General features: G+C 71.9%; 19 protein-coding genes. 12 read left to right on the top strand and 7 right to left on the bottom strand.

Annotated features, from left to right (window positions below):
• On the bottom strand, positions 1-731 hold a 731-nt coding region (locus ACT2CW_RS44895), incomplete at its 3' end, for an ATP-binding protein (RefSeq protein WP_445520750.1).
• Positions 732-1076: 345 nt separating this feature from the next.
• Here ACT2CW_RS44895 and ACT2CW_RS44890 point away from each other — a divergent pair.
• Positions 1077-1529, top strand: a complete 453-nt coding sequence (locus ACT2CW_RS44890; protein WP_445520749.1) for a hypothetical protein — start codon at positions 1077-1079, stop codon at positions 1527-1529.
• A 108-nt stretch (positions 1530-1637) separates the two neighbouring features.
• On the opposite strand, the gene ACT2CW_RS44885 is transcribed toward ACT2CW_RS44890, so the two are convergent.
• From ACT2CW_RS44885 to ACT2CW_RS44870, 4 genes are all read right to left on the bottom strand, one after another.
• On the bottom strand, positions 1638-2243 hold the full coding sequence (locus tag ACT2CW_RS44885) for a Maf family protein (RefSeq protein WP_445520748.1): 606 nt from the start codon (positions 2241-2243) through the stop codon (positions 1638-1640).
• A gap of 206 nt (positions 2244-2449) precedes the next feature.
• Complete coding sequence (gene mmpB, locus ACT2CW_RS44880; RefSeq protein ID WP_020870724.1) at positions 2450-2581, bottom strand: morphogenic membrane protein MmpB; 132 nt, start codon at positions 2579-2581, stop codon at positions 2450-2452.
• Positions 2582-2696: 115 nt separating this feature from the next.
• Entirely contained in the window at positions 2697-2903 is a 207-nt protein-coding gene (locus tag ACT2CW_RS44875; protein WP_086883216.1) for an acyl-CoA carboxylase subunit epsilon, read from the bottom strand.
• A 23-nt stretch (positions 2904-2926) separates the two neighbouring features.
• Positions 2927-4525 carry an acyl-CoA carboxylase subunit beta gene (locus tag ACT2CW_RS44870; RefSeq protein ID WP_086883215.1) on the bottom strand — a complete coding sequence of 533 codons (1599 nt, stop codon included), beginning with the start codon at positions 4523-4525 and terminating at the stop codon, positions 2927-2929.
• A gap of 239 nt (positions 4526-4764) precedes the next feature.
• On the opposite strand from ACT2CW_RS44870, the gene ACT2CW_RS44865 reads away from it, so the two are divergent.
• The 6 genes from ACT2CW_RS44865 to hutH all read left to right on the top strand — a co-directional run bounded on the left by ACT2CW_RS44865 (position 4765) and on the right by hutH (position 13253).
• Complete coding sequence (locus ACT2CW_RS44865; protein ID WP_445520747.1) at positions 4765-5652, top strand: biotin--[acetyl-CoA-carboxylase] ligase; 888 nt, start codon at positions 4765-4767, stop codon at positions 5650-5652.
• 146 nt (positions 5653-5798) lie between these two features.
• Entirely contained in the window at positions 5799-6977 is a 1179-nt protein-coding gene (locus tag ACT2CW_RS44860; protein WP_138915258.1) for an adenylate/guanylate cyclase domain-containing protein, read from the top strand.
• Between the two features lie 181 nt (positions 6978-7158).
• A complete protein-coding gene (locus ACT2CW_RS44855; RefSeq protein ID WP_445520746.1) occupies positions 7159-8703 on the top strand; it encodes a cytochrome P450 in 1545 nt (514 codons plus the stop codon).
• A gap of 247 nt (positions 8704-8950) precedes the next feature.
• Complete coding sequence (locus ACT2CW_RS44850) at positions 8951-9745, top strand: enoyl-CoA hydratase/isomerase family protein (RefSeq protein WP_445520745.1); 795 nt, start codon at positions 8951-8953, stop codon at positions 9743-9745.
• Positions 9746-10079: 334 nt separating this feature from the next.
• Positions 10080-11195, top strand: a complete 1116-nt coding sequence (locus ACT2CW_RS44845; protein ID WP_164434967.1) for a GGDEF domain-containing protein — start codon at positions 10080-10082, stop codon at positions 11193-11195.
• A 513-nt stretch (positions 11196-11708) separates the two neighbouring features.
• Positions 11709-13253, top strand: a complete 1545-nt coding sequence (hutH, locus tag ACT2CW_RS44840; protein WP_138915261.1) for a histidine ammonia-lyase — start codon at positions 11709-11711, stop codon at positions 13251-13253.
• A 14-nt stretch (positions 13254-13267) separates the two neighbouring features.
• Here hutH and ACT2CW_RS44835 read toward each other — a convergent pair whose 3' ends face one another.
• Positions 13268-13573 carry a hypothetical protein gene (locus tag ACT2CW_RS44835; protein ID WP_037954470.1) on the bottom strand — a complete coding sequence of 102 codons (306 nt, stop codon included), beginning with the start codon at positions 13571-13573 and terminating at the stop codon, positions 13268-13270.
• A 99-nt stretch (positions 13574-13672) separates the two neighbouring features.
• On the opposite strand from ACT2CW_RS44835, the gene ACT2CW_RS44830 reads away from it, so the two are divergent.
• The 3 genes from ACT2CW_RS44830 to ACT2CW_RS44820 all read left to right on the top strand — a co-directional run bounded on the left by ACT2CW_RS44830 (position 13673) and on the right by ACT2CW_RS44820 (position 16526).
• Positions 13673-13999 (top strand): hypothetical protein, encoded by a 327-nt coding sequence (locus ACT2CW_RS44830; protein WP_445520744.1) that lies wholly within the window; start codon positions 13673-13675, stop codon positions 13997-13999.
• Positions 14000-14197: 198 nt separating this feature from the next.
• Complete coding sequence (locus tag ACT2CW_RS44825) at positions 14198-15475, top strand: L,D-transpeptidase (RefSeq protein WP_182472536.1); 1278 nt, start codon at positions 14198-14200, stop codon at positions 15473-15475.
• Positions 15476-15707: 232 nt separating this feature from the next.
• The gene (locus tag ACT2CW_RS44820; RefSeq protein ID WP_445520743.1) at positions 15708-16526 is read left to right on the top strand and encodes a VOC family protein; all 819 of its coding nucleotides are present in this window, start codon (positions 15708-15710) and stop codon (positions 16524-16526) included.
• Between the two features lie 104 nt (positions 16527-16630).
• Here ACT2CW_RS44820 and ACT2CW_RS44815 read toward each other — a convergent pair whose 3' ends face one another.
• Positions 16631-18091, bottom strand: coding sequence for a DUF2079 domain-containing protein (locus tag ACT2CW_RS44815; RefSeq protein ID WP_445520742.1), 1461 nt, complete (start codon positions 18089-18091; stop codon positions 16631-16633).
• Positions 18092-18174: 83 nt separating this feature from the next.
• On the opposite strand from ACT2CW_RS44815, the gene ACT2CW_RS44810 reads away from it, so the two are divergent.
• Together ACT2CW_RS44810 and ACT2CW_RS44805 are read left to right on the top strand one after the other, a co-directional pair.
• On the top strand, positions 18175-18858 hold the full coding sequence (locus ACT2CW_RS44810) for an HNH endonuclease family protein (RefSeq protein ID WP_445520741.1): 684 nt from the start codon (positions 18175-18177) through the stop codon (positions 18856-18858).
• Positions 18859-19002: 144 nt separating this feature from the next.
• A complete protein-coding gene (locus tag ACT2CW_RS44805) occupies positions 19003-19620 on the top strand; it encodes a SurA N-terminal domain-containing protein (protein ID WP_445520740.1) in 618 nt (205 codons plus the stop codon).
• Positions 19621-19623: the final 3 nt, after the last annotated feature.

The raw sequence follows: 19623 nt of genomic DNA, 5'->3' as shown, positions 1-19623 counted from the left end.
GGCGCGGGGGCCTCTTCGACGAGTTTCTGGTGGCGGCGCTGGAGGGAGCAGTCGCGGGTGGAGACGACGACCACGTTGCCGTGGGTGTCGGCCAGGCACTGGGTCTCCACGTGCCGGGGCTTGTCGAGGTAGCGCTCGACGAAGCATTCGCCGCGTCCGAAGGCGGCCACGGCCTCGCGGACGGCGGAGTCGTAGAGCTCGGGGACCTCTTCCATCGTGCGGGCGACCTTCAGACCGCGGCCGCCACCGCCGAAGGCGGCCTTGATGGCGATCGGGAGACCGTGCTCCTCGGCGAAGGCCACGACCTCCTCCGCCCCGGAGACGGGGTCGGGGGTCCCGGCGACCAGCGGGGCACCCGCGCGCTGGGCGATGTGCCTCGCCGCCACCTTGTCGCCCAGGTCGCGGATGGCGTGCGGCGGGGGGCCGATCCAGGTCAGGCCGGCGTCCAGGACGGCCTGGGCGAAGTCGGCGTTCTCGGAGAGGAATCCGTAGCCGGGGTGGACGGCGTCGGCGCCGGACTCGGCGGCCGCGGCCAGGACCTTGGCCTGGTCGAGATAGCTGGCCGCCGGGGTGTCACCACCCAGCGCATAGGCCTCGTCGGCCGCGCGCACATGCACAGCGTCCCGGTCCGGATCGGCGTATACGGCTACGCTCGCGATCCCGGCATCCCGGCAGGCACGGGCAACACGGACAGCGATCTCGCCACGGTTGGCGATGAGCACCTTGCGCACGATGGCTCCCTCCTTGAAACAAGCCGAGTTTAGGTACTGGCAACACCTCGCGCCGAGCAGACCCCGGGCGTGAGCTTGACCACACGGAGCGTGAACCTCGCGCTGGACGAACGTCCGGCTCCCCCGTCGCTCCACGGTACGCCCGGTTTTCCGGGCCGTGGCGCGGTCCGCGATGTGGGCAAGGTCTCTGGCGCGCCGTGCTGCGGCGCTTCACGTTTCTTTGTGGAGACCCTACGAATGCCGGGCGGAAACTTTGCCACGGCGTTCCGCTCGTCCGCACCTCTTGTGGCGGCGCTTACCCATTAGTAGCGTGCTTCGGCACTGAACAGAGTGGAGGGGATCGCTGTGGCGCGCAGACCAGTGGCCGCGGTGGCGGCAGTGACGCTGATGGTCGAGGCGGTCGGCATAGCGCTGCTGAACTGGATCCTCGGCCTGGTCGTGGACCGTCAGCAGATGTCCTTGGGCGGCATGGACACCGACGCGATGTCGATCGGGACCTGGGCCGCGGGCGGCCTCTTCGGCTTCTATCTGCTGGTGTGCGGGGTGGTGCTGCTGCGCACCGCCGTGCGGGACCGCGCCCCCGGCCGCCTGGCCCGCATCCTGCTCATCACCTGTGCGGTGGTGCACGGGCTGGTGGGCGCGTTCGCGGTCGGCCTGGTGGGCTGGGCGGCGTTCGCGTTCATGATGGTGGTGCTGGGGCTGATCGTGCTGAGCCTGCTGGGGTACGAGCCGGAGCCGCCCGCCGAGCCCTCCGCCGAGGCCGCAGGCGGCGGTCATGACGCCCCCAGCCCGGCCTGAGCCGGGGGAAGATCCAGGGAAAGACCTAAGACAAGTCCAGGGAAACGCCTAAGGCGAGTCCAGGGAAACGCCTAAGGCGAGTCCAGGGAAACGCCTAGCCGGAATTCCCTAGTCGCTCCAGAGGTCCGTGATCCGCACGTCCAGTTCGGCGAGCAGCCGGCGGAACAGCGGCAGGGACAGCCCGATCACGTTTCCGGAGTCGCCCTCGATGCCGTCGATGAACGGCGCCGAACGGCCGTCGAGCGTGAACGCGCCCGCCACGTGCAGCGGTTCGCCGCTGGCGACGTACGCCGCGATCTCCTCGTCCGTCGGCTCGCCGAAGTGGACGGTGGTGGACGCGGTGGCCGAGGCGCGGTGGCCGCTCGCCGTGTCGATCACGCAGTGCCCGGTGTGCAGCACCCCGGCCCGGCCGCGCATCGACTTCCAGCGGGCGGTGGCCTCCTCGGCGTCGGCCGGTTTGCCGAGCGCCTGACCGTCGAGCTCCAGCACCGAGTCGCAGCCGACGACGAGGGAGCCGGCCGCCTCCGGAAGCGCGGCCACGGCGGTGGCCTTCGCCTCGGCCAGCACCCGGGCCAGCTCGGCGGGGGTCTCGGCGCTGATCGCGTCCTCGTCCACCCCGCTGACGATCACCTTGGGCGCCAGTCCGGCCTGTCGCAGCAGCCCGAGCCGGGCGGGCGAGGCGGACGCGAGGACGAGAGTGCGCTGCGCAGTCATGCGCACCAGGGTAAGCCGCTCCCGAGATGGGGCCGTGGGCAAGGGGCTTCGCCCCTGGACCCCGGGGCCCAGGGGCGGAGCCCCGCCTTCCAGCCCCTCCGGCGCTTGAGGAGCGGGGTCTGGGGCGGAGCCCCAGTTGTGGGAAGGGGCGGGGAGGGGAGAGCAGTCCGCCGCAGGCGTACGCGTACCGCCGGGCAGGACACCCGCTACGGCCACATCCCCAAGATGCACATCGCCAGCAGCACGGAGACGGTCAGAACCGTGCGGGCGCGGCGGAGCATGGCCTCGGCGCGCCGCAGTTCCTCGGGCGGCTCATCGGGCGGCTCGGACCACAGCATGAATCCGATCCTGAGGCCGAAGACGCCGGGGCGCCTGAGTACGCGTACTCAGGCGCCCCGGCGCGAAGCTGCCATTCGGCCCGCCGCGGACCGCTCAGGTCGGCCAGTAGACCGCTCAGGCCGGCCAGTAGGTGGTGCGCCACGCCTTGGGACCCGGGTGCGGCACCCGGTGGCTGGGGACGGTGCGGGCAGGGTCGGACCACTCCTCCGGATCGTCCTCGGTCTGCGCGGCGGCCATGGCGGCAGCCGCGCGTGCTTGCACCACCGCCAGAGTGGCGGCCAACTCCTCGGGGGTCGGGTTGCCCCGGACAATACGGATCATGGAAACAGCCCTTCGCTAGGGGGCTAGAGGGGGATGTTGCCGTGCTTCTTCGGGGGCAGCGCTTCGCGCTTGTTCCGCAACGTCCGCAGACCGCGGACGATGTGGCGACGGGTCTCGGAGGGCATGATCACAGCATCCACATACCCCCGCTCGGCCGCGATATACGGATTGAGGAGGGTGTCCTCGTAGTCCGCGATCAGCTCGGTGCGGGTGGCCTCCGGGTCGTCGGAGGAGGCGATGGTGCGCCGGTGGAGGATGTTGACCGCGCCCTGGGCGCCCATGACCGCGATCTGCGCCGTCGGCCAGGCCAGGTTGAGGTCCGCGCCCAGGTGCTTGGAGCCCATCACGTCGTACGCGCCGCCGAACGCCTTGCGGGTGATGACCGTGATCAGCGGGACGGTGGCCTCCGCGTAGGCGAAGATCAGCTTGGCGCCGCGCCGGATGATGCCGTTGTACTCCTGGTCGGTGCCGGGCAGGAAGCCGGGCACGTCCACGAAGGTCAGCACGGGCACGTTGAACGCGTCGCAGGTGCGCACGAAGCGCGCGGCCTTCTCGGAGGCGTCGATGTCCAGACAGCCGGCGAACTGCATCGGCTGGTTGGCCACGATGCCCACCGGGTGGCCCTCGACCCGGCCGAAGCCGGTGATGATGTTGGGCGCGAAGAGCGCCTGCGTCTCCATGAACTCGTTGTCGTCCAGCACGTGCTCGATGGCCTTGTGCACGTCGTACGGCTGGTTCGCCGAGTCCGGGATGAGGGTGTCCATCTCCCGGTCCTCGTCCGAGACCTCCAGATCGGCCTCGTCGGGGAAGGCCGGGGGCTCGGAGAGATTGTTGGAGGGCAGGTAGGACAGCAGCGCCTTGACGTACTCGATGCCGTCCTTCTCGTCCCCGGCCATGTAGTGCGCGACACCGGAGGTGGTGTTGTGGGTCCGGGCGCCGCCCAGCGCCTCGAAGCCGACGTCCTCGCCCGTGACCGTCTTGATCACATCCGGCCCGGTGATGAACATGTGCGAGGTCTGGTCGACCATCACCGTGAAGTCGGTGATCGCCGGGGAGTAGACCGCCCCGCCCGCGCACGGCCCCACCACCAGACTGATCTGCGGGATCACCCCGGAGGCATGGGTGTTGCGGCGGAAGATCTCGCCGTACATGCCGAGGGAGACCACACCCTCCTGGATGCGGGCGCCACCGGAGTCGTTGATGCCGACGACCGGACAGCCGGTCTTCAGCGCGAAGTCCATGACCTTGACGATCTTCTCGCCGAACACCTCCCCGAGCGCCCCGCCGAAGACCGTGAAGTCCTGGGAGAACACGGCCACCGGGCGGCCGTCGACCGTGCCGTATCCGGTCACGACCCCGTCCCCGTACGGCCGGTTCTGGTCGATGCCGAAGTTGGTCGAGCGGTGCCGGGCGAACTCGTCGAGCTCGGTGAAGGACCCCTCGTCCAGGAGGAGGTCGATGCGTTCGCGCGCGGTCAGCTTGCCCTTGGCGTGCTGCTTCTCCACCGCGCGCGCGGACCCGGCGTGGGTCGCTTCTTCGATGCGGCGCTTCAGGTCCGCGAGCTTCCCCGCGGTGGTGTGGCGGTCTGGAATCTCGGGGGCGGTCTCCGGCTCGGTGGACATCGGGATGCGGCTCCTGCTCGTCCTGGGGGTGGATACGGCGGGTCTTCAGGATCGGGGGAAGGCGGGGAACGGGGTCGTACGGGTCGTGATCGTGATCAGACGGGGCCTGTCGGGTTTCGGGGGTTCCGGCTGCGTTCGGCGGCTTTGCGCTGGCTGGGCTACCGGCACGTAGCGTATCGGCGGCACCGCTTGGTGGCACTGCGTCGTTGGCCACACCTCCTGACCCTAGGCTGGCCCCCATGACGCCTTCTGACACCTCAGGGAGCCCAGGTGACGCGCGCGGACGCTGGTCCGACCTGGAGCGGCCGCCGCTGAACGCCGCCGCGCTGCGCCGCGGGCTGGTGCGGCCCGGCGGGCTGTGGACCGAGCTCGAGGTGGTGCGGGCGACCGGCTCGACCAATACGGATCTGGTCACCCGGGCCCGGGCCGGAGCCCCCGAGGGAGCGGTGCTCATCGCCGAGGAGCAGACCGCGGGGCGCGGTCGGCTCGACCGCGCCTGGACGGCTCCGGCCAGGTCCGGGCTCTTCTTCTCCATCCTGCTACGGCCCGGCGGCGCAGGCGTGCCCACCGAGCGCTGGGGCTGGCTGCCGCTGCTGGCCGGGGTCGCGGCCGCCGGGGCGCTCAGCCGTACGGCGGGCGTGGACACCGCGCTGAAGTGGCCGAACGACCTGCTGGTGACGGTCGGGGGCGAGGAGCGGAAGTTCGGCGGGATCCTCGCCGAGCGGGCCGGGGACGCGGTGGTGATCGGCATGGGGCTGAACGTCTCGCTGCGCGCCGGTGAACTTCCCGTTCCCACCGCCGGGTCGCTGGCCCTGGCGGACGCGATCTCCACCGACCGCGATCCGCTGCTGCGGGCCGTGCTGCGCTCGATCGCGGAGTGGTACGGGGAGTGGTGCCGGTTCGAGGGCGACCCCGGGGCGAGCGGCCTCCAGGAGACGTACGCGGCGGGCTGTGCGACCCTCGGGCGCCAGGTGCGCGCCGAGCTCCCGGGCGGCCGGGAGCGTATCGGCGAGGCGGTCGCGATCGACGGCGACGGGCGTCTGGTTCTGGCCACAGAAGGCGGGGTTCAGGAGCCGGTCTCCGCCGGGGACATCGTGCATCTACGCTCCGTACCGAGGGAGGAATGACCCTCCCGCGCGAGAGTGAGCTACGGCACACCTGACGTATCGTGGTCGCGGTCGGTCCAGCTCGGGGCGGCTGTGAGCGAGCTCGGGACCGGGCCGGGAAGAGGGAACGGAAGGGCAGTGCGCAGGGATCGGACAGGGGGCGGGCGGTGACCGCCGACGACGCGGGTTCCGGCACGGCCGAGGAGCGCGAGGTGCTGGACGCCGCCGCGCCCGACGGGGCCGTACGGGACACCGGGGCGCGGGAGAGCGCCGCCGCGGAGGCCCCCGGCGACGAGGACCAGCCGGACCCCATCGCGCTCCGGCTGGAGCAGCTGATCCTCGGCGCCGAGCGGCGCTACACCCCCTTCCAGGCCGCCCGCAGCGCGGGCGTCTCGGTCGAGCTGGCCACCCGCTTCTGGCGGGCCATGGGCTTCGCCGACATCGGCCAGGCCAAGGCGCTGACCGAGGCCGACGTCCTGGCGCTGCGCCGGCTGTCCGGCCTGGTCGAGGCCGGGCTGCTGAGCGAGCCGATGGCCATCCAGGTGGCCCGTTCCACCGGCCAGACCACCGCCCGGCTCGCCGACTGGCAGATCGACTCCTTCCTGGAGGGGCTCACCGACCCCCAGGAGACCGGGATGACCCGGACCGAGATCGCGTATCCGCTGGTCGAGCTGTTGCTGCCGGAGCTGGAGGAGTTCCTGGTCTACGTCTACCGGCGCCAGCTCGCGGCCGCGACCGGCCGGGTGGTGCAGGCGGCTGACGACGTCGAGATGGTGGACCGGCGGCTGGCGGTCGGCTTCGCGGACCTGGTGAGCTTCACCCGGCTGACCCGGCGGCTTGAGGAGGAGGAGCTCGGCGAGCTGGTCGAGGCGTTCGAGACCACGGCCGCCGACCTGGTGGCGGCGCACGGCGGACGGCTGATCAAGACCCTCGGCGACGAGGTGCTCTACGCGGCCGACGACGCGGGCATCGCCGCCGAGATCGCGCTGCGTCTGATCGAGACGCTGACGCATGACGAGACGATGCCCGAGCTGCGGGTCGGGATCGCGTTCGGCACGGTCACGACGCGGATGGGCGATGTCTTCGGCACGACGGTGAACCTGGCCAGCCGGCTGACGTCCATAGCCCCCAAGAACGCGGTCCTGGTGGACGGCGCGTTCGCCGAGGAGCTGAGCCGCACCGGGGAGGCCCCGGTGTCGGAGGCGGAGGCCGCGGAGGCGGCCGCCGCGGCGGAGAAGGAGGGCGAGGAGCCGCCCTCGTACCGCTTCGCGCTCCAGCCGATGTGGCAGCGGCCGGTGCGTGGCCTCGGGGTCGTGGAGCCGTGGCTGCTGAGCCGTCGCGCGTGAGCCCGGCTCCGGCCGGATCGTTCCGGTGGCGCCGGCCGGATCACTGAACCGGGCGCGGCGCGGGGCCTGTTGGGCTAGCCTACGTCCGCAAGATCCACTCGGTGGATCCCAGGTCCTGTCGTCGAAGTAGCACCGTCCGCGTCCGCCCGCGGGGTGGGCCCGACGGTGTCCAGGAGCACGTGTGACCCAGCTTTTCGATTCGAGTGCTCACCGTCCGGGCGCCTTACCCCCACCGGGCTGTCCCGCCCACGGGGAGACCGGCGCCGAACCGCTCCACGCGCCCGAGTTCGGTACGGACCCCTTCGCGGTCTACCGGCGGCTGCGCGAGGCCCACGGCGCGCTCGCGCCGGTGGAGCTGGACAGAGGCGTACCGGCCATGTTGTGCCTGGGGTACGACACGGCGCTGGAGGTCATGCGGCGCCCCGAGACCTTCTCCAAGGACCCCCGCCACTGGCGGGACCGGAACGAGGGCCTGCTGCCGGAGTCCAGCTACGCCCCGCAGGTCATCAGGCCCCGGCCGCAGGTCGACTTCGTGGACGGCGAGGAGCACCGGCGGCTGCGCGGCGCCATCGAGGACACCACCGGCCGGATCGACTCCAGCGCGCTGCGGAACTACGTCGAGCGCATCGCCGACTCGCTGATCGACCAGTTCTGCGAGGCGGGCGAGGCCGAGCTGATCGGGACGTACTGCGCACTGGTCCCGATCATGGTGACCAGCCAGCTCTTCGGCTGCCCGCAGGAGATCATGGACCGGCTGCTGCGGGGCGTGGCGTCGTTCATCGACGGCTCGGACCCCTCCGGCGGGGACCGGACCTCGGGCGCGGCGCTGCGCGAGCTGATCGACCTCAAGCGGCGCGAGCCGGGCGCCGACATCACCTCCTGGCTGATCGCCCATCCGGCGCGGCTGACCGACGAGGAGCTGGTCGAGCAGCTGCTGCTGCTGATCGGGATGGTGACCGGGGTGGTGCCCGGTCTGATCGGCAACGCCCTGCGGGTGCTGCTCACCGACGAGCGGTTCTCGGGCGAGCTGATGGGCGGCAGCATGCTCGTCGAGGACGCCCTGGACGAGGTGCTGTGGACGGACCCGCCGCTGGCCAACATGGGGCTCTACTTCCCGGTGCACGACACCAACCTCGCCGGGAAGCGGCTGCGCGCGGGCGACGCGGTGATGATCAGCTTCGCGGCGACCAACCGGGACGCCCTGCTGCGGTCCCCGCACAAGCAGGGCAACCGGGCCCATCTGGCGTTCGGCGCGGGCGCCCATGCCTGCCCCGGCCGGTCCTCGGCCCGGCTGATCGCCTCCGTCGCGCTGGAGAAGCTGCTGGACCGGATCCCCGATCTGACGCTCGCCGGGGAGATCGAGGAGCTGAAGTGGCTCTCCGGGATCTTCGTACGGGGGGTGATCACGCTGCCGGTGCGGTTCGCTCCCGTTCCTCGGCCGGGGAGCCGGCGCGGCGCACCGCCCGCCGCCCGTCCGGGGGAGCCGGGTCCGCAGGGACCGCAGGGCCGTCCGGGCCCGCAGGTCCAGTGGCCGGAGACGCCGCCGGGGACGCCTCCGCCGCCGCCCATCCCGCCGATCTCGCTGCCGTTCGCCACGGACGCGGCGTCCGCGGCCGAGCCCCCGACGGGGTCGGAGCCGGGGGCGGATCCGGAGCAAGGGGAGGACGGGCAGAAGCAGCAGTCGATCCTGCTGGGCTTCCTGAACCGGTGGCGGCGGGCCCGCTGAGCGCTCCGCGGGAAGGGGCGCGAGGCGCGGTCGTTCGTCCGCGGCCGCGTCGTGGCTGGTCGCTCAGTTCCTAGCGCCCAGTTCCTAGTCCCCAGTTCCTAGCGCCGCTTCGGGGCGCGACCGAACCGCACCGGACTTCGGCGAGGGCGCTCAGGGTCTGTCCGGGCGCTCACAGGTTCCGCACGACCCGGGGAGCTGGAATGATCGCGGGCAGTGTGTTCACGGTCGTTAACCGGGAGGGTGTGTGATGAGTGAGCAGCGGTACGGGGAGTGGGTCGCGGTCCGCAGGGACGGCTTCGTGGCCGAGCTGGTACTGGACCGGCCCAAGGCCATGAACGCCGTCTCGTCGGAGATGGCGCGCTCCATCGCGGCGGCCTGCGCGGCGCTGTCCGAGGACCGTGACGTCCGGGCCGTGGTGCTGACCTCGACCCATGAGCGGGCCTTCTGCGTGGGCGCCGACCTCAAGGAGCGCAACTCGCTCACCGACGCCGAGATGATGCGGCACCGCCCGGTCTCCCGCGCCGCCTACACCGGGGTGCTGGAGCTGCCGATGCCGGCCATCGCCGCGGTGCACGGCTATGCGCTGGGCGGCGGCTTCGAGCTGGCCCTGTCGTGCGACGTCATCGTGGCCGACCCCACCGCGGTGGTGGGGCTGCCCGAGGTGTCGGTCGGGGTGATCCCGGGCGGTGGCGGCACCCAGCTGCTGCCGCGCCGGGTGGGCGCCGCGCGCGCCGCCGAGCTGATCTTCTCCGCACGCCGGGTGGCCGCCGCGGAGGCCCAGGCGCTGGGCCTGGTGGACCGGCTGACGGCGGAGGGCGAGGACCGGGCCGAGGCGCTGGAGCTCGCCCGGGGCATCGCCGCCAACTCCCCGGTCGGCGTGCGGGCCGCCAAGAAGGCGCTGCGGCTGGGGCAGGGGCTGGATCTGCGGGCCGGTCTCGAGGTCGAGGACGCGGCGTGGCGGACGGTGGCCTTCTCGCGGGACCGCGCGGAGGGTGTGGCCGCGTTCAACGAGAAGCGTCCGGCGGACTGGCCGGGGGAGTGACGGGCCAGGACCGGACCGGGAGACGGCGGACTTTTGTTGGGCAGGTGGGAGCAGCAGGGGGAGTAGCGACCCCGGACCGGGGAAGTTGACCGGATCCGGGGAGTGGCCCCGGCCCGGGGGGAGCGAAGCGGCCACCGGGGGTGACCGTTCGCTCGGATACCCGGGGTGAACGGCCCGCAGCGGATTGTTCTCGACGTTCTTACGCTGGAGAGCAGAGCGAACGATGCATGGCCGTGAGGAATGCGAGGCCGTCGTGACGGACAACGGGGAGATCGGCGGGCGGCCCGGTGGGGTCGACGGACGATTGCGGGCCGTCGTGCGGCTCGCTCAGGAGATGGCGGCGGCGCACACCCCGCAGGAGTCGATGGGCGCGGCTGCCGAGGCGGCCTGCCGCGCCCTCGGCGGCAGCTTCGCGGCGATCTCGATGTGGGAGCGCGAGCGGGGGCGGCTGCGGGTTCTGGTGAACGTGGGTGAGCTGATGGCGGGCGAGGAGCGGCTGCCGGAGGACGAGTCGTACCCGGTGCACGACTTCCCGGAGATCGCCGAATTCGTGCATGAGCACTGGGCCGCGGGCGGGGAGCCGCACGCCTGGGTCGAGACGGCCGAGGGCGTGGGCACCGGCGTCGGCGTCGGCTCGGCCCCGCCGCCCAGCGGCAGCTGGGGGCGGGTGGCCGCGCTGCGGCGGCGTGGCCGGGGCAGCTGTGTGGTGGCGCCGATCGTGCTGCACGGGCGGGCGTGGGGCGAGCTGTACGTGGCCCGGCCGGCCGGGCGGCCCGTCTTCGACCGCGACGACGCCGATTTCGCGACCGTGCTGGCCTCGGTGACCGCCGCCGGGCTGGCCCAGACCGAGCGCCTGGAGGAGGCCCGCCGCCTCGCCTTCACCGATCCGCTGACGGGCCTCGGCAACCGGCGGGCGGTGGACATACGGCTGGACGAGGCGCTGGAGTCGTACCACGCGGACGGCACGGTGGTGAGCCTGGTGGTCTGCGACCTCAACGGCCTCAAGCGGGTGAACGACACCCTCGGCCACGCGGTCGGCGATCGCCTGCTGGAACGATTCGGCTCATTGCTGTCCATATGCGGCGCGATGCTGCCAGGGGCGCTGGTGGCCCGGCTGGGCGGCGATGAGTTCTGCCTGCTGGGGGTCGGGCCCCCGGCGGACGAGGTGGTCCGGGTGGCCGATGAGCTGTGCCGGCGGGCGGCGGAGCTGGAGCTGGGCGAGGGGGTGGCCTGCGGGATCGCCTCCACGGGCGATCCGATCGGGCCCGTGCCGTCGGCCCGCCGCCTCTTCCGCCTGGCGGACGCGGCGCAGTACCGGGCGAAGGCGGCGCGCTCGCAGAAGCCGGTGGTGGCGGGCCGGGACGGGGGCGCGGAGGACGCGGTGATCCGCCTCGCCGACACGTCTCCCGCCCACCCCCCAGAACGCCGCCGCTTCCGAGGCCGCCGCTAACCCCGGGTCCCGCTGGGGCTGTGCCCCTGAGCCCCGACGCGGGGGCGTGGCGCGTTTCGTTCCCCACCCCGCCCCTTCCCGATACCGGTGGCAGGCCCCCGGCCCCCCACCGGGGCTCCGCCCTGGGCCCCGCTCCTCAATCGCCGGAGAGGCTGAAACGGCCTCTCGCCCCTGGCTCCGCGGGGCTGGGGGGTTCAGCTCCGCTGGGGGCCGGGGCGGCACCGCCAAGGCCCGGGGTGCGAAACCGTCGGGGCTCAGGGCGCAGCACCGCTGAAGCGCGGGGTCCAGCCCGCCGCAGGGGCCTGGGGACGCGGCTCGGGGCGCAGGCCCCCCGTCCGGGGGCCGGGGCGGAGCCCCATATTCCAGCCCCTCCGGCGTTTGCGGAGCGGGGTTGGGGGCGGAGCCCCGATTTGAGCCTCTCCGGCGATTGAGGAGCGCGGGGCAGGGCGGAGCCCCGGAAGGACAGGGGTAGCGGGGTGACAGGTGAGGATTCACTCTCTAGGGTGCCTGAATATGGATATGCACACTGTGGTGGTGGGGACGTCCGGAACGACCGCCGACGATGTCATCGCCGTAGCCCGCGGCACCGCGCGCGTCGAGATCGACGAGGCCGCGCTCGACGCCGTCTCCGCGGCGCGGCAGGTGATCGACGACCTGGCGGCCAAGCCCGAGCCCGTCTACGGCGTCTCCACCGGTTTCGGCGCGCTGGCCGTGCGCCACATCAGCCCCGAGCTGCGCGCCCAGCTCCAGCGCAACATCGTGCGCTCGCACGCCGCCGGCATGGGCCCGCGGGTGGAGCGCGAGGTGGTGCGGGCGCTGATGTTCCTGCGGCTGAAGACGCTCGCGTCCGGCCGCACCGGCGTCCGGCCCGTCGTGGTGCGGACCATGGCCGCGCTGCTCAACGCGGGGATCACCCCCGTCGTGCACGAATACGGCTCGCTGGGCTGCTCCGGCGACCTGGCGCCGCTGTCCCACTGCGCGCTGGCGCTGATGGGCGAGGGCGAGGCCGAGGGCCCCGACATGACCGTGCGGCCCGCCGCCGAGCTGCTGGCCGAGCACGGCATCGAGCCGGTCGAGCTCCGCGAGAAGGAGGGGCTCGCGCTGCTCAACGGCACGGACGGCATGCTCGGCATGCTGATCATGGCCTGCGCCGACCTCGCCCGGCTCTTCACCGTCGCCGATGTGACCGCCGCCCTCTCGCTGGAGGCGCTGCTCGGCACGGACCGCGTCCTCGCACCCGAGCTGCACGCCATCCGCCCCCACCCCGGGCAGGCCGCCAGCGCCGCCAACATGCTGCGGGTACTGGCGGGTTCGGGGCTCACCGGGCACCACCAGGACGATGCGCCGCGCGTCCAGGACGCTTACTCGATCCGCTGCGCCCCGCAGGTCGCGGGCGCCGGCCGGGACACCCTCGCGCACGCCCGGCTGGTCGCCGAGCGCGAGCTGGCCGCCGCCGTGGACAACCCCGTGGTGCTGCCGGACGGCCGGGTGGAGTCCAACGGCAACTTCCACGGCGCGCCCGTCGCGTACGTCCTGGACTTCCTGGCCGTCGCCGCCGCCGACCTCGCCTCGATCGCCGAGCGCCGCACCGACCGGCTGCTGGACAAGAACCGCTCCCACGGCCTGCCGCCCTTCCTGGCCGGCGACCCGGGCGTGGACTCGGGGCTGATGATCGCTCAGTACACCCAGGCCGCGCTGGTGAGCGAGATGAAGCGGCTCGCGGTGCCCGCCTCCGTCGACTCCATCCCGTCCTCCGCCATGCAGGAGGACCACGTCTCGATGGGCTGGTCGGCGGCGCGCAAGCTGCGTACGGCGGTGGACAGCCTGGCCCGCGTCCTGGCCGTCGAACTGGTCGCCGCCACCCGGGGCATCGAGCTGCGCCAGGGTCTCGAGCCCGCGCCCGCGAGCCGGGCGGTGCTGGCGGCGGTGCGCCGGGCGGGCGTCGAGGGGCCGGGCGAGGATCGCTACTTGGCGCCCGACTTGGCGGCGGCGGACGCGTTCGTACGGTCCGGAGAGCTGATCGAGGCCGTGGAGTCGGTGACCGGCCCCCTCAGCTGAGCGAGCCGGAGCGCTCAGTACGCCTCCGGGCGGGTGCGCCGCACGGAGGCGGTCACCATCGCCACACCCAGCCCCAGGAAGGCCGTGCCGCCGAAGAGATACGGGGTGACGTCCACGCTGCCGGTATCGGCCAGATCCCCGTCGGGCACGGCCTCGGTCCTGGGCCCGGACCCGGGCGAGCCCTCGGAGGTCCGCGAGGACGCCGATGACGATCCCGGGTCCTCCACGGTGGCGTTGGCGGACGGGACGAACCACAGGGCGCACAGCAGCGAACCGGCAGCGGCGGCGGTCAGCAGCGGTCGGCGTGCGGACAACGGCATCCTCCTTGAGGCTGCGGCAAATTGACCCCGTGCGCCGATCGTAGTGACAACTGCGGGTCGTGCGGAAGCGAGACGGGTCGGACCCCTAACCTCCGTCGCATGACGAGTACCGAGACATCACGGTTTGTCCGGCTTCGTGTGGAGCTCGTAGTCGAGATCACCGACGCGGACCGGCTGCGGCGCGCGGCGTACGAGCGGATCGACGGCGACGAGTCCATGGCCGCGGAGGAGCGGGGCCACGCACGCCGCATGGTGGAGTCGGACGAGGCCGAGGCGCTGGCCTATCTGGTCGAGTCGTTCGAACTGGTGGAGGAGGTGCCGGGGGTCGAACTGGCGCAGGCGTCCTGGAGCAGCGAGCACATCGACTACGATCCTCGCGCCGTCGAGTGGTCCGGGGCCTTCCCCGACCTGGACGAGGACGACTGAGCCCGGAGAGCCGCATTCCGGGCGACGAAGACGGCTGAGCCGTGCGGGTCCGGGTGCCGGCGGGTCTTACGCTTGACTGGCGCCTTTGCTAAGTGGTCTTGCGCACAGTTTTACTGTGCGTGGAACCGGCCAAAAGGTACAGGCGTTCTTATCGGGCAGGTCCGGGGTTTCTGGGGTCCAGATCAAGATCCAGGTCAAATGGAGAAGCGTGTGATGACGGACGGCAAGCGTCGTAAGGGGCTGGTGGCCGTGGCCGCCGTGCTCGGCGGCGTACTCACTCTCGCCGCGTGCGGCGGGGATGGCGGCGGCGACGACGCCAAGAACGACGGGCACAAGTCGCAGTCGCAGGTCGACGAGGCGGCGGCCAAGGACGCGTCGGACGCCCACATCAAGATCACGCCAAAGGCCGGTGCGACGAACGCGGGCATCAACAGTGACACCAAGGTCACGGTGAGCGAGGGCAAGCTCACCTCTGTCACGATGACGTCCGCGGCGACCGGCAACACCGTGGCCGGGACCATATCGCCCGACAAGACGTCCTGGAAGCCGAGCGGGCAGCTGGAGCGGGCCACGCAGTACAAGATCAGGGCGTCCGCGGAGGACTCCAAGGGCCGTAAGGCCACCGAGAACTCGTCCTTCACCACCGTCTCGCCCTCCAACAGCTTCATCGGCAACTTCACGCCGGAGGACGGCTCCACGGTCGGCGTGGGCATGCCGGTGTCCATCCGCTTCGACAAGGCGGTGACCAACAAGAAGGACGTCGAGTCCCACATCAAGGTCACCTCCAGCAGCGGCCAGCAGGTGGTCGGCCACTGGTTCGGCGGCGACCGGCTCGACCTGCGCCCGAAGGACTACTGGAAGGCGGGCTCGACCGTCTCCCTGAAGCTGGACCTGGACGGCGTCGAGGCGTCGCCCGGTGTCAAGGGCGTCCAGGAGAAGACGGTCAACTTCAAGATCGGCCGCTCCCAGGTCTCCACGGTGGACGCGAAGACCAAGGAGATGAAGGTCGTCCGCGACGGCAAGCTGCTGAAGACCATCAAGATCTCCGCCGGCAGCCCCGAGAACACGACCTACAACGGTCAGATGGTGATCTCCGAGAAGTTCAAGGAGACCCGGATGAACGGTGCCACGGTCGGCTTCACGGACGACGACGGCAAGGGCGAGTACGACATCAAGGACGTGCCCCACGCGATGCGGCTGTCCACCTCGGGCACCTTCATCCACGGCAACTACTGGGGCGCCAAGTCCATCTTCGGCAACGTCAACACCAGCCACGGCTGTGTCGGTCTGTCGGACACCAAGGGCGCGGGCGACCCCAACACGGACGGCGCCTGGTTCTACGACAACTCCCAGGTCGGTGACGTCGTCATCGTGAAGAACTCCAACGACAAGACCGTCCAGCCGGACAACGGCCTCAACGGATGGAACATGGACTGGAGCCAGTGGGTGGCCGGAAGCGCGGTCGGCAGCGCCTGACGCACCCTCTACTCACCACCGCCGGGCGGCGGTCGGCCTTCGGGTCGGCCGCCGCCCGGCTTTGTGCGGCGGCCGGGAGGTCCTGTGCCGCGTTCACGGCCCGTCGACGTGCGGTTGCGCGCCGTAGCCGTCCGCGCCGAGTGGCGTGACGCCCGGGCCGGAGGAGAATGGGCCATGGGGGCATCCCGTACCGGCCGCGCACGGCCGGAAGTGGCGATACGGAGGCGGCCCCATGCCCGAAGTCACGTCCTATCAGCCCGGCACGCCCTGCTGGATCGATCTGATGGTCCCCGACCAACAGGCCGCCCTGGACTTCTACTCCGGGCTGTTCGGCTGGGAGGGAGAGGCCGGCCCTCCGGAGACCGGCGGCTATGCGACCTGCTCCCTGAGGGGCAAGCCCGTCGCGGGCGTGATGTCCGCGCAGTCGGTGGGCGAGGAGGCCCCGCCGCCGACCGTCTGGACCACCTACTTCTGCTCCGCCGACGCCCAGGCCACCTCGGAGTCCATCAGCCGGGCCGGCGGCACCGTGCTGATGCCGGTCATGGACGTGATGGACCTCGGGCGGATGCTGGTGGCGGCCGACCCGCTGGGGGCCGTCTTCGGCGTCTGGCAGCCGCTCGGCTTCGCCGGCGCGGGCCTCGTCAACGAGCCGGGCACGCTGATCTGGAACGAGCTCAACACCACCGACCGGGAGGCGGCTTCGGCCTTCTACGCGGAGGCGCTGGGCGTGGAGTCGACCCCCATGGAGGGCGAGGGCGCCGAGGGCTATTTCGCGCTCTCCGTCGACGGCCGCACGGTCGGCGGGCTCCAGCCGCTGCGGGAGGGGATGCCGCCGGAGGTGCCCCCGCACTGGCTGGTCTACTTCGCCGTGGAGGACACCGACCGTATTTCGGCCAAAGTGTCCGCCGAGGGCGGCAGGGTCCTCCGCCCGCCGTACGACATGGTCGCGGGCCGGATGTCGCTGGTGAAGGACCCGCAGGGGGCACCGTTCGCCCTGATCGCCCCGAAGCCCATGCCGTCCAGCCCCTCGGGGGGCACCTCCCAGCGGTAGCTGGGGGAGTTTGAGGAGCGGGGTCTGGGGCGGAGCCCCAGTTGTGGGAAGGGGCGGGGAGGGGAACCAGCCCGCCGCAGGCGTCGAGATCCGCCGGACTCCCCCTAGCCCCGCTTGAGGACGAAGTAACCGGAGGTGGAGCCCACGGGCGTGTACGAGCTGCCCGGGTGGAGCTGCCCGGCGTACTCGATCACCTGCCGCTCCGTGCGCTCCGGCGGCTCCTGGAGGGCTATGTAGTCCGGCCGTATGTCCCGGGTGGCGCCGACCCACAGCACCCGGCAGCGGCTGGTGAGCCGGCTTATCGGCCCGACGTTGGCCTCCACCGTCGCCCCGTCCGGGATCCGGTCCAGCAGCCGCTCCACCGCCCGCGTCTGCGGGGACTTGTCGTAGGTGGCGCCCTGGGTGAGGCCGTACAGCGGCATGGAGGACGACAGCGCCAGGGCCGCGCCGCACACCGCCGAGGGCAGCTGACGGGCGTACGAGGCGAGCCAGGGCCGGTGGATGTCGCGGACCCGGTCCAGGGCGTCCACCAGGGCCAGCAGGACGACCGGCATCAGCACCGCGCTGTAGTGCCAGTCCGTGCCCCAGTAATGGTCGTCGTGGGAGAGGAAGCGCCAGCCGAGGGTGGGCACGGCGGCCAGCAGCAGCGGGGAGCGCAGCGCCAGCAGCCCGGTGGTCGGCAGCAGGATCCACAGCAGGGTGCGCAGCGCGGTGCCGAACGGGATCGTGCCGGTCTGCTCACCGCCGCCGACCTTGTCCCAATAGTCGTACGAACCGGCGCCGTTGAAGCCGGGGATGACGACGCCGAGCGCGAGCGCCGAGACGGCGATGCCGAAGCCCATCAGCGCGACGGCGAGGGGGACGGCACGGGGGCCGCGCTCCGGGTCGCGCCGGGCGCGGATCCACACGACCGCGCCGATCGCGGCCACCGTGGCGCCCATGTCCTCCTTGACGAAGACCAGCGGGGCGGCCCACAGCAGCGCCGGGTACCAGCGCCCGCGGATCACCGCCTCCAGGGAGAAGGCGATGAGCGGAACGGCGAAGCAGATCTCGTGGAAGTCGAAGTCCACGGCGCGCTGGATGCCCCAGGACACCCCGTAGGCGATGCCGATCGCGAGCCCCCGGCCGCGCCCCAGCAGCCGGGCCGCGACGCGGGCGACGGGGACGGCGGAGACGGCGAACAGCGCCGCCTGCGCGACCAGCAGGGTGACCGGGCCGGGGAAGAGCCGGTAGACGGGGCCGAGTAGCGCCGTTATGGGGCTGAAGTGGTCGCCGAGGATATTGGCGCCGGGGCCCTTGAGATCGGCTATGGGGGCCTGGAAGTGCGCGTACGCCCGTATCGCCTGCTCGAAGATGCCCAGGTCCCAGGACATGGTGGCCATACGGCGGTAGCGGCAGACCGACAGCGCCGTGAAGGCGGCGAAGAGGGCGAGGGCCAGCCAGTACGGATCGGCCTTCGGCCGCCGCAGTACGCCTGCCCTCGCGAGAAGCCGGGTACGCCCCCCGATGACGGCGGTCGCCCCCTCGGCGCCGGTGCCGGGCGGAGCGGTTGCGGCCGTGTCCATCCAGGGTCCTTATCGTGTGGGCGGTCTGTGCGAAAAGATACGCGAAGGGGGCGGGAAGGTTGCAGGGACGGTTTCGCATACCGATGCGAAGTTCGGTCGCGGTGCTGGCCGCGGTGTTGGCGGTCGGCGGCTGCAAGGCCGGTGACCAGGACGGCAAGGGCGCTGACGAGGGCGGGAGCGGCTCGAGTCGGCCCGCGGCGTCCGGCTCGGCCCTGGCGGCTGTGTCCTCGCTCACAGTCAAAGGCCGTGCGCCGAAGACGGGTTACGAGCGGAGCGAGTTCGGCAGTTCGTGGGTGGACACCGACGACAACGGCTGCGGGACCCGCGATGACATCCTCAAGCGCGACCTGAAGGACGTGAGGTTCCGCGACGGCCACTGCCTGGTCGCCTCGGGCACGCTCACCGACGAGCCGTACACCGGTCGCGATGTCCGGTTCGTCCGGGGTCACAGCAAGGTGGACATCGACCATGTGGTCGCGCTGTCGGACGCCTGGCAGAAGGGCGCCCAGAAGTGGGACCGGGACAAGCGCGTGGAGTTCGCCAACGATCCGCTCAATCTGATCGCCGTGGACGCCTCCGCCAACCGCCGTAAGGGCGACGGCGACACGGCGACCTGGCTGCCGCCCAACAAGGCGTACCGCTGTGACTATGTGGCGCACCAGGTGGCGGTGAAGAAGGCGTACGGGCTGTGGGTGACCGGGGCCGAGAAGAGCGCGATGAAGCGGGTGTTGGGCGGCTGCCCCGACACGAAGCTGCCCGCGCGCTAGCCTGCCGGGGCCGAGGGCGCCAAGGAGGCTGACCAAGACCGTGGTGAATCGTTGTCCAAGCAGTGGCCTAGGCCGCGCCGACTCCATACCATCGATCAACGCCAGATCGTTTGTCGCGCCGCACGATCTCTGCCGGGAGGCTCAATGATCCGCCGCCGTACTGCGCTCACCGTCTCCGCCGCGTCCGCGCTGCTGCTCTCCGCGCCGCTGATCACCGCGTGCGGCGACGCCCCGCGGCCCGGGGCCGCGGCGGTCCTGGACGGTGGCCGGATCACCGTGTCCCAGCTCCAGGCGCAGGTCAAGGCCGTCCGGCAGGCACAGGGCAAAGACCCGAGGGCGGCCCAGACGGTCGCGGGCAGCGGTCGGCTGAGCCAGGACACACTGATCCGGATGATCCAGTTCCGGGTGATTGAGCGGGCCGGTGAGGACAACGGGATCCACCCCACCCGCCGCGAGGTCCAGCGCGCCCGCTCCGCCGCCGAGAAGCAGAGCGGCGGGGCCACCGCCCTGCGCGGCCTCTATCTCCAGCAGGGCATCGCGCCCGGCGGGATCGACGAGGCGGTCCGTATGGACCTCACGCGCAACGCCCTGCTGCGCAAGCTGGGCACCTCCAAGGTCAATGAGGTGTTCACACAGACCTCCAAGGCGCTCGACATCCGGGTGAACCCCCGCTACGGAAAGTGGGACAACACCAAGGGCACCGCCGTCCTGGCCAAGGAGGCCTGGCTGCGCACCTCCGGCGGTACCCCCGAGCAGGCGTAAGTT

This window comes from Streptomyces sp. NEAU-174, from assembly GCF_052665095.1.
This window is presented reverse-complemented; position numbering and strand designations above follow the sequence as displayed.

Coding starts and splice junctions, on each gene's coding strand:
- ACT2CW_RS44830 (WP_445520744.1), top strand. CDS start 13,673: ATGACGAGTACCGAGACATCACGGTTTGTCCGGCTTCGTGTGGAGCTC.
- ACT2CW_RS44810 (WP_445520741.1), top strand. CDS start 18,175: ATGCGAAGTTCGGTCGCGGTGCTGGCCGCGGTGTTGGCGGTCGGCGGC.
- ACT2CW_RS44825 (WP_182472536.1), top strand. CDS start 14,198: ATGGAGAAGCGTGTGATGACGGACGGCAAGCGTCGTAAGGGGCTGGTG.
- ACT2CW_RS44805 (WP_445520740.1), top strand. CDS start 19,003: ATGATCCGCCGCCGTACTGCGCTCACCGTCTCCGCCGCGTCCGCGCTG.
- ACT2CW_RS44815 (WP_445520742.1), bottom strand. CDS start 18,091: ATGGACACGGCCGCAACCGCTCCGCCCGGCACCGGCGCCGAGGGGGCG.
- ACT2CW_RS44835 (WP_037954470.1), bottom strand. CDS start 13,573: ATGCCGTTGTCCGCACGCCGACCGCTGCTGACCGCCGCCGCTGCCGGT.
- hutH (WP_138915261.1), top strand. CDS start 11,709: ATGGATATGCACACTGTGGTGGTGGGGACGTCCGGAACGACCGCCGAC.
- ACT2CW_RS44865 (WP_445520747.1), top strand. CDS start 4,765: ATGACGCCTTCTGACACCTCAGGGAGCCCAGGTGACGCGCGCGGACGC.
- ACT2CW_RS44875 (WP_086883216.1), bottom strand. CDS start 2,903: ATGATCCGTATTGTCCGGGGCAACCCGACCCCCGAGGAGTTGGCCGCC.
- ACT2CW_RS44845 (WP_164434967.1), top strand. CDS start 10,080: ATGGCGGCGGCGCACACCCCGCAGGAGTCGATGGGCGCGGCTGCCGAG.
- mmpB (WP_020870724.1), bottom strand. CDS start 2,581: ATGCTGTGGTCCGAGCCGCCCGATGAGCCGCCCGAGGAACTGCGGCGC.
- ACT2CW_RS44885 (WP_445520748.1), bottom strand. CDS start 2,243: ATGACTGCGCAGCGCACTCTCGTCCTCGCGTCCGCCTCGCCCGCCCGG.
- ACT2CW_RS44870 (WP_086883215.1), bottom strand. CDS start 4,525: ATGTCCACCGAGCCGGAGACCGCCCCCGAGATTCCAGACCGCCACACC.
- ACT2CW_RS44850 (WP_445520745.1), top strand. CDS start 8,951: ATGAGTGAGCAGCGGTACGGGGAGTGGGTCGCGGTCCGCAGGGACGGC.
- ACT2CW_RS44820 (WP_445520743.1), top strand. CDS start 15,708: ATGCCCGAAGTCACGTCCTATCAGCCCGGCACGCCCTGCTGGATCGAT.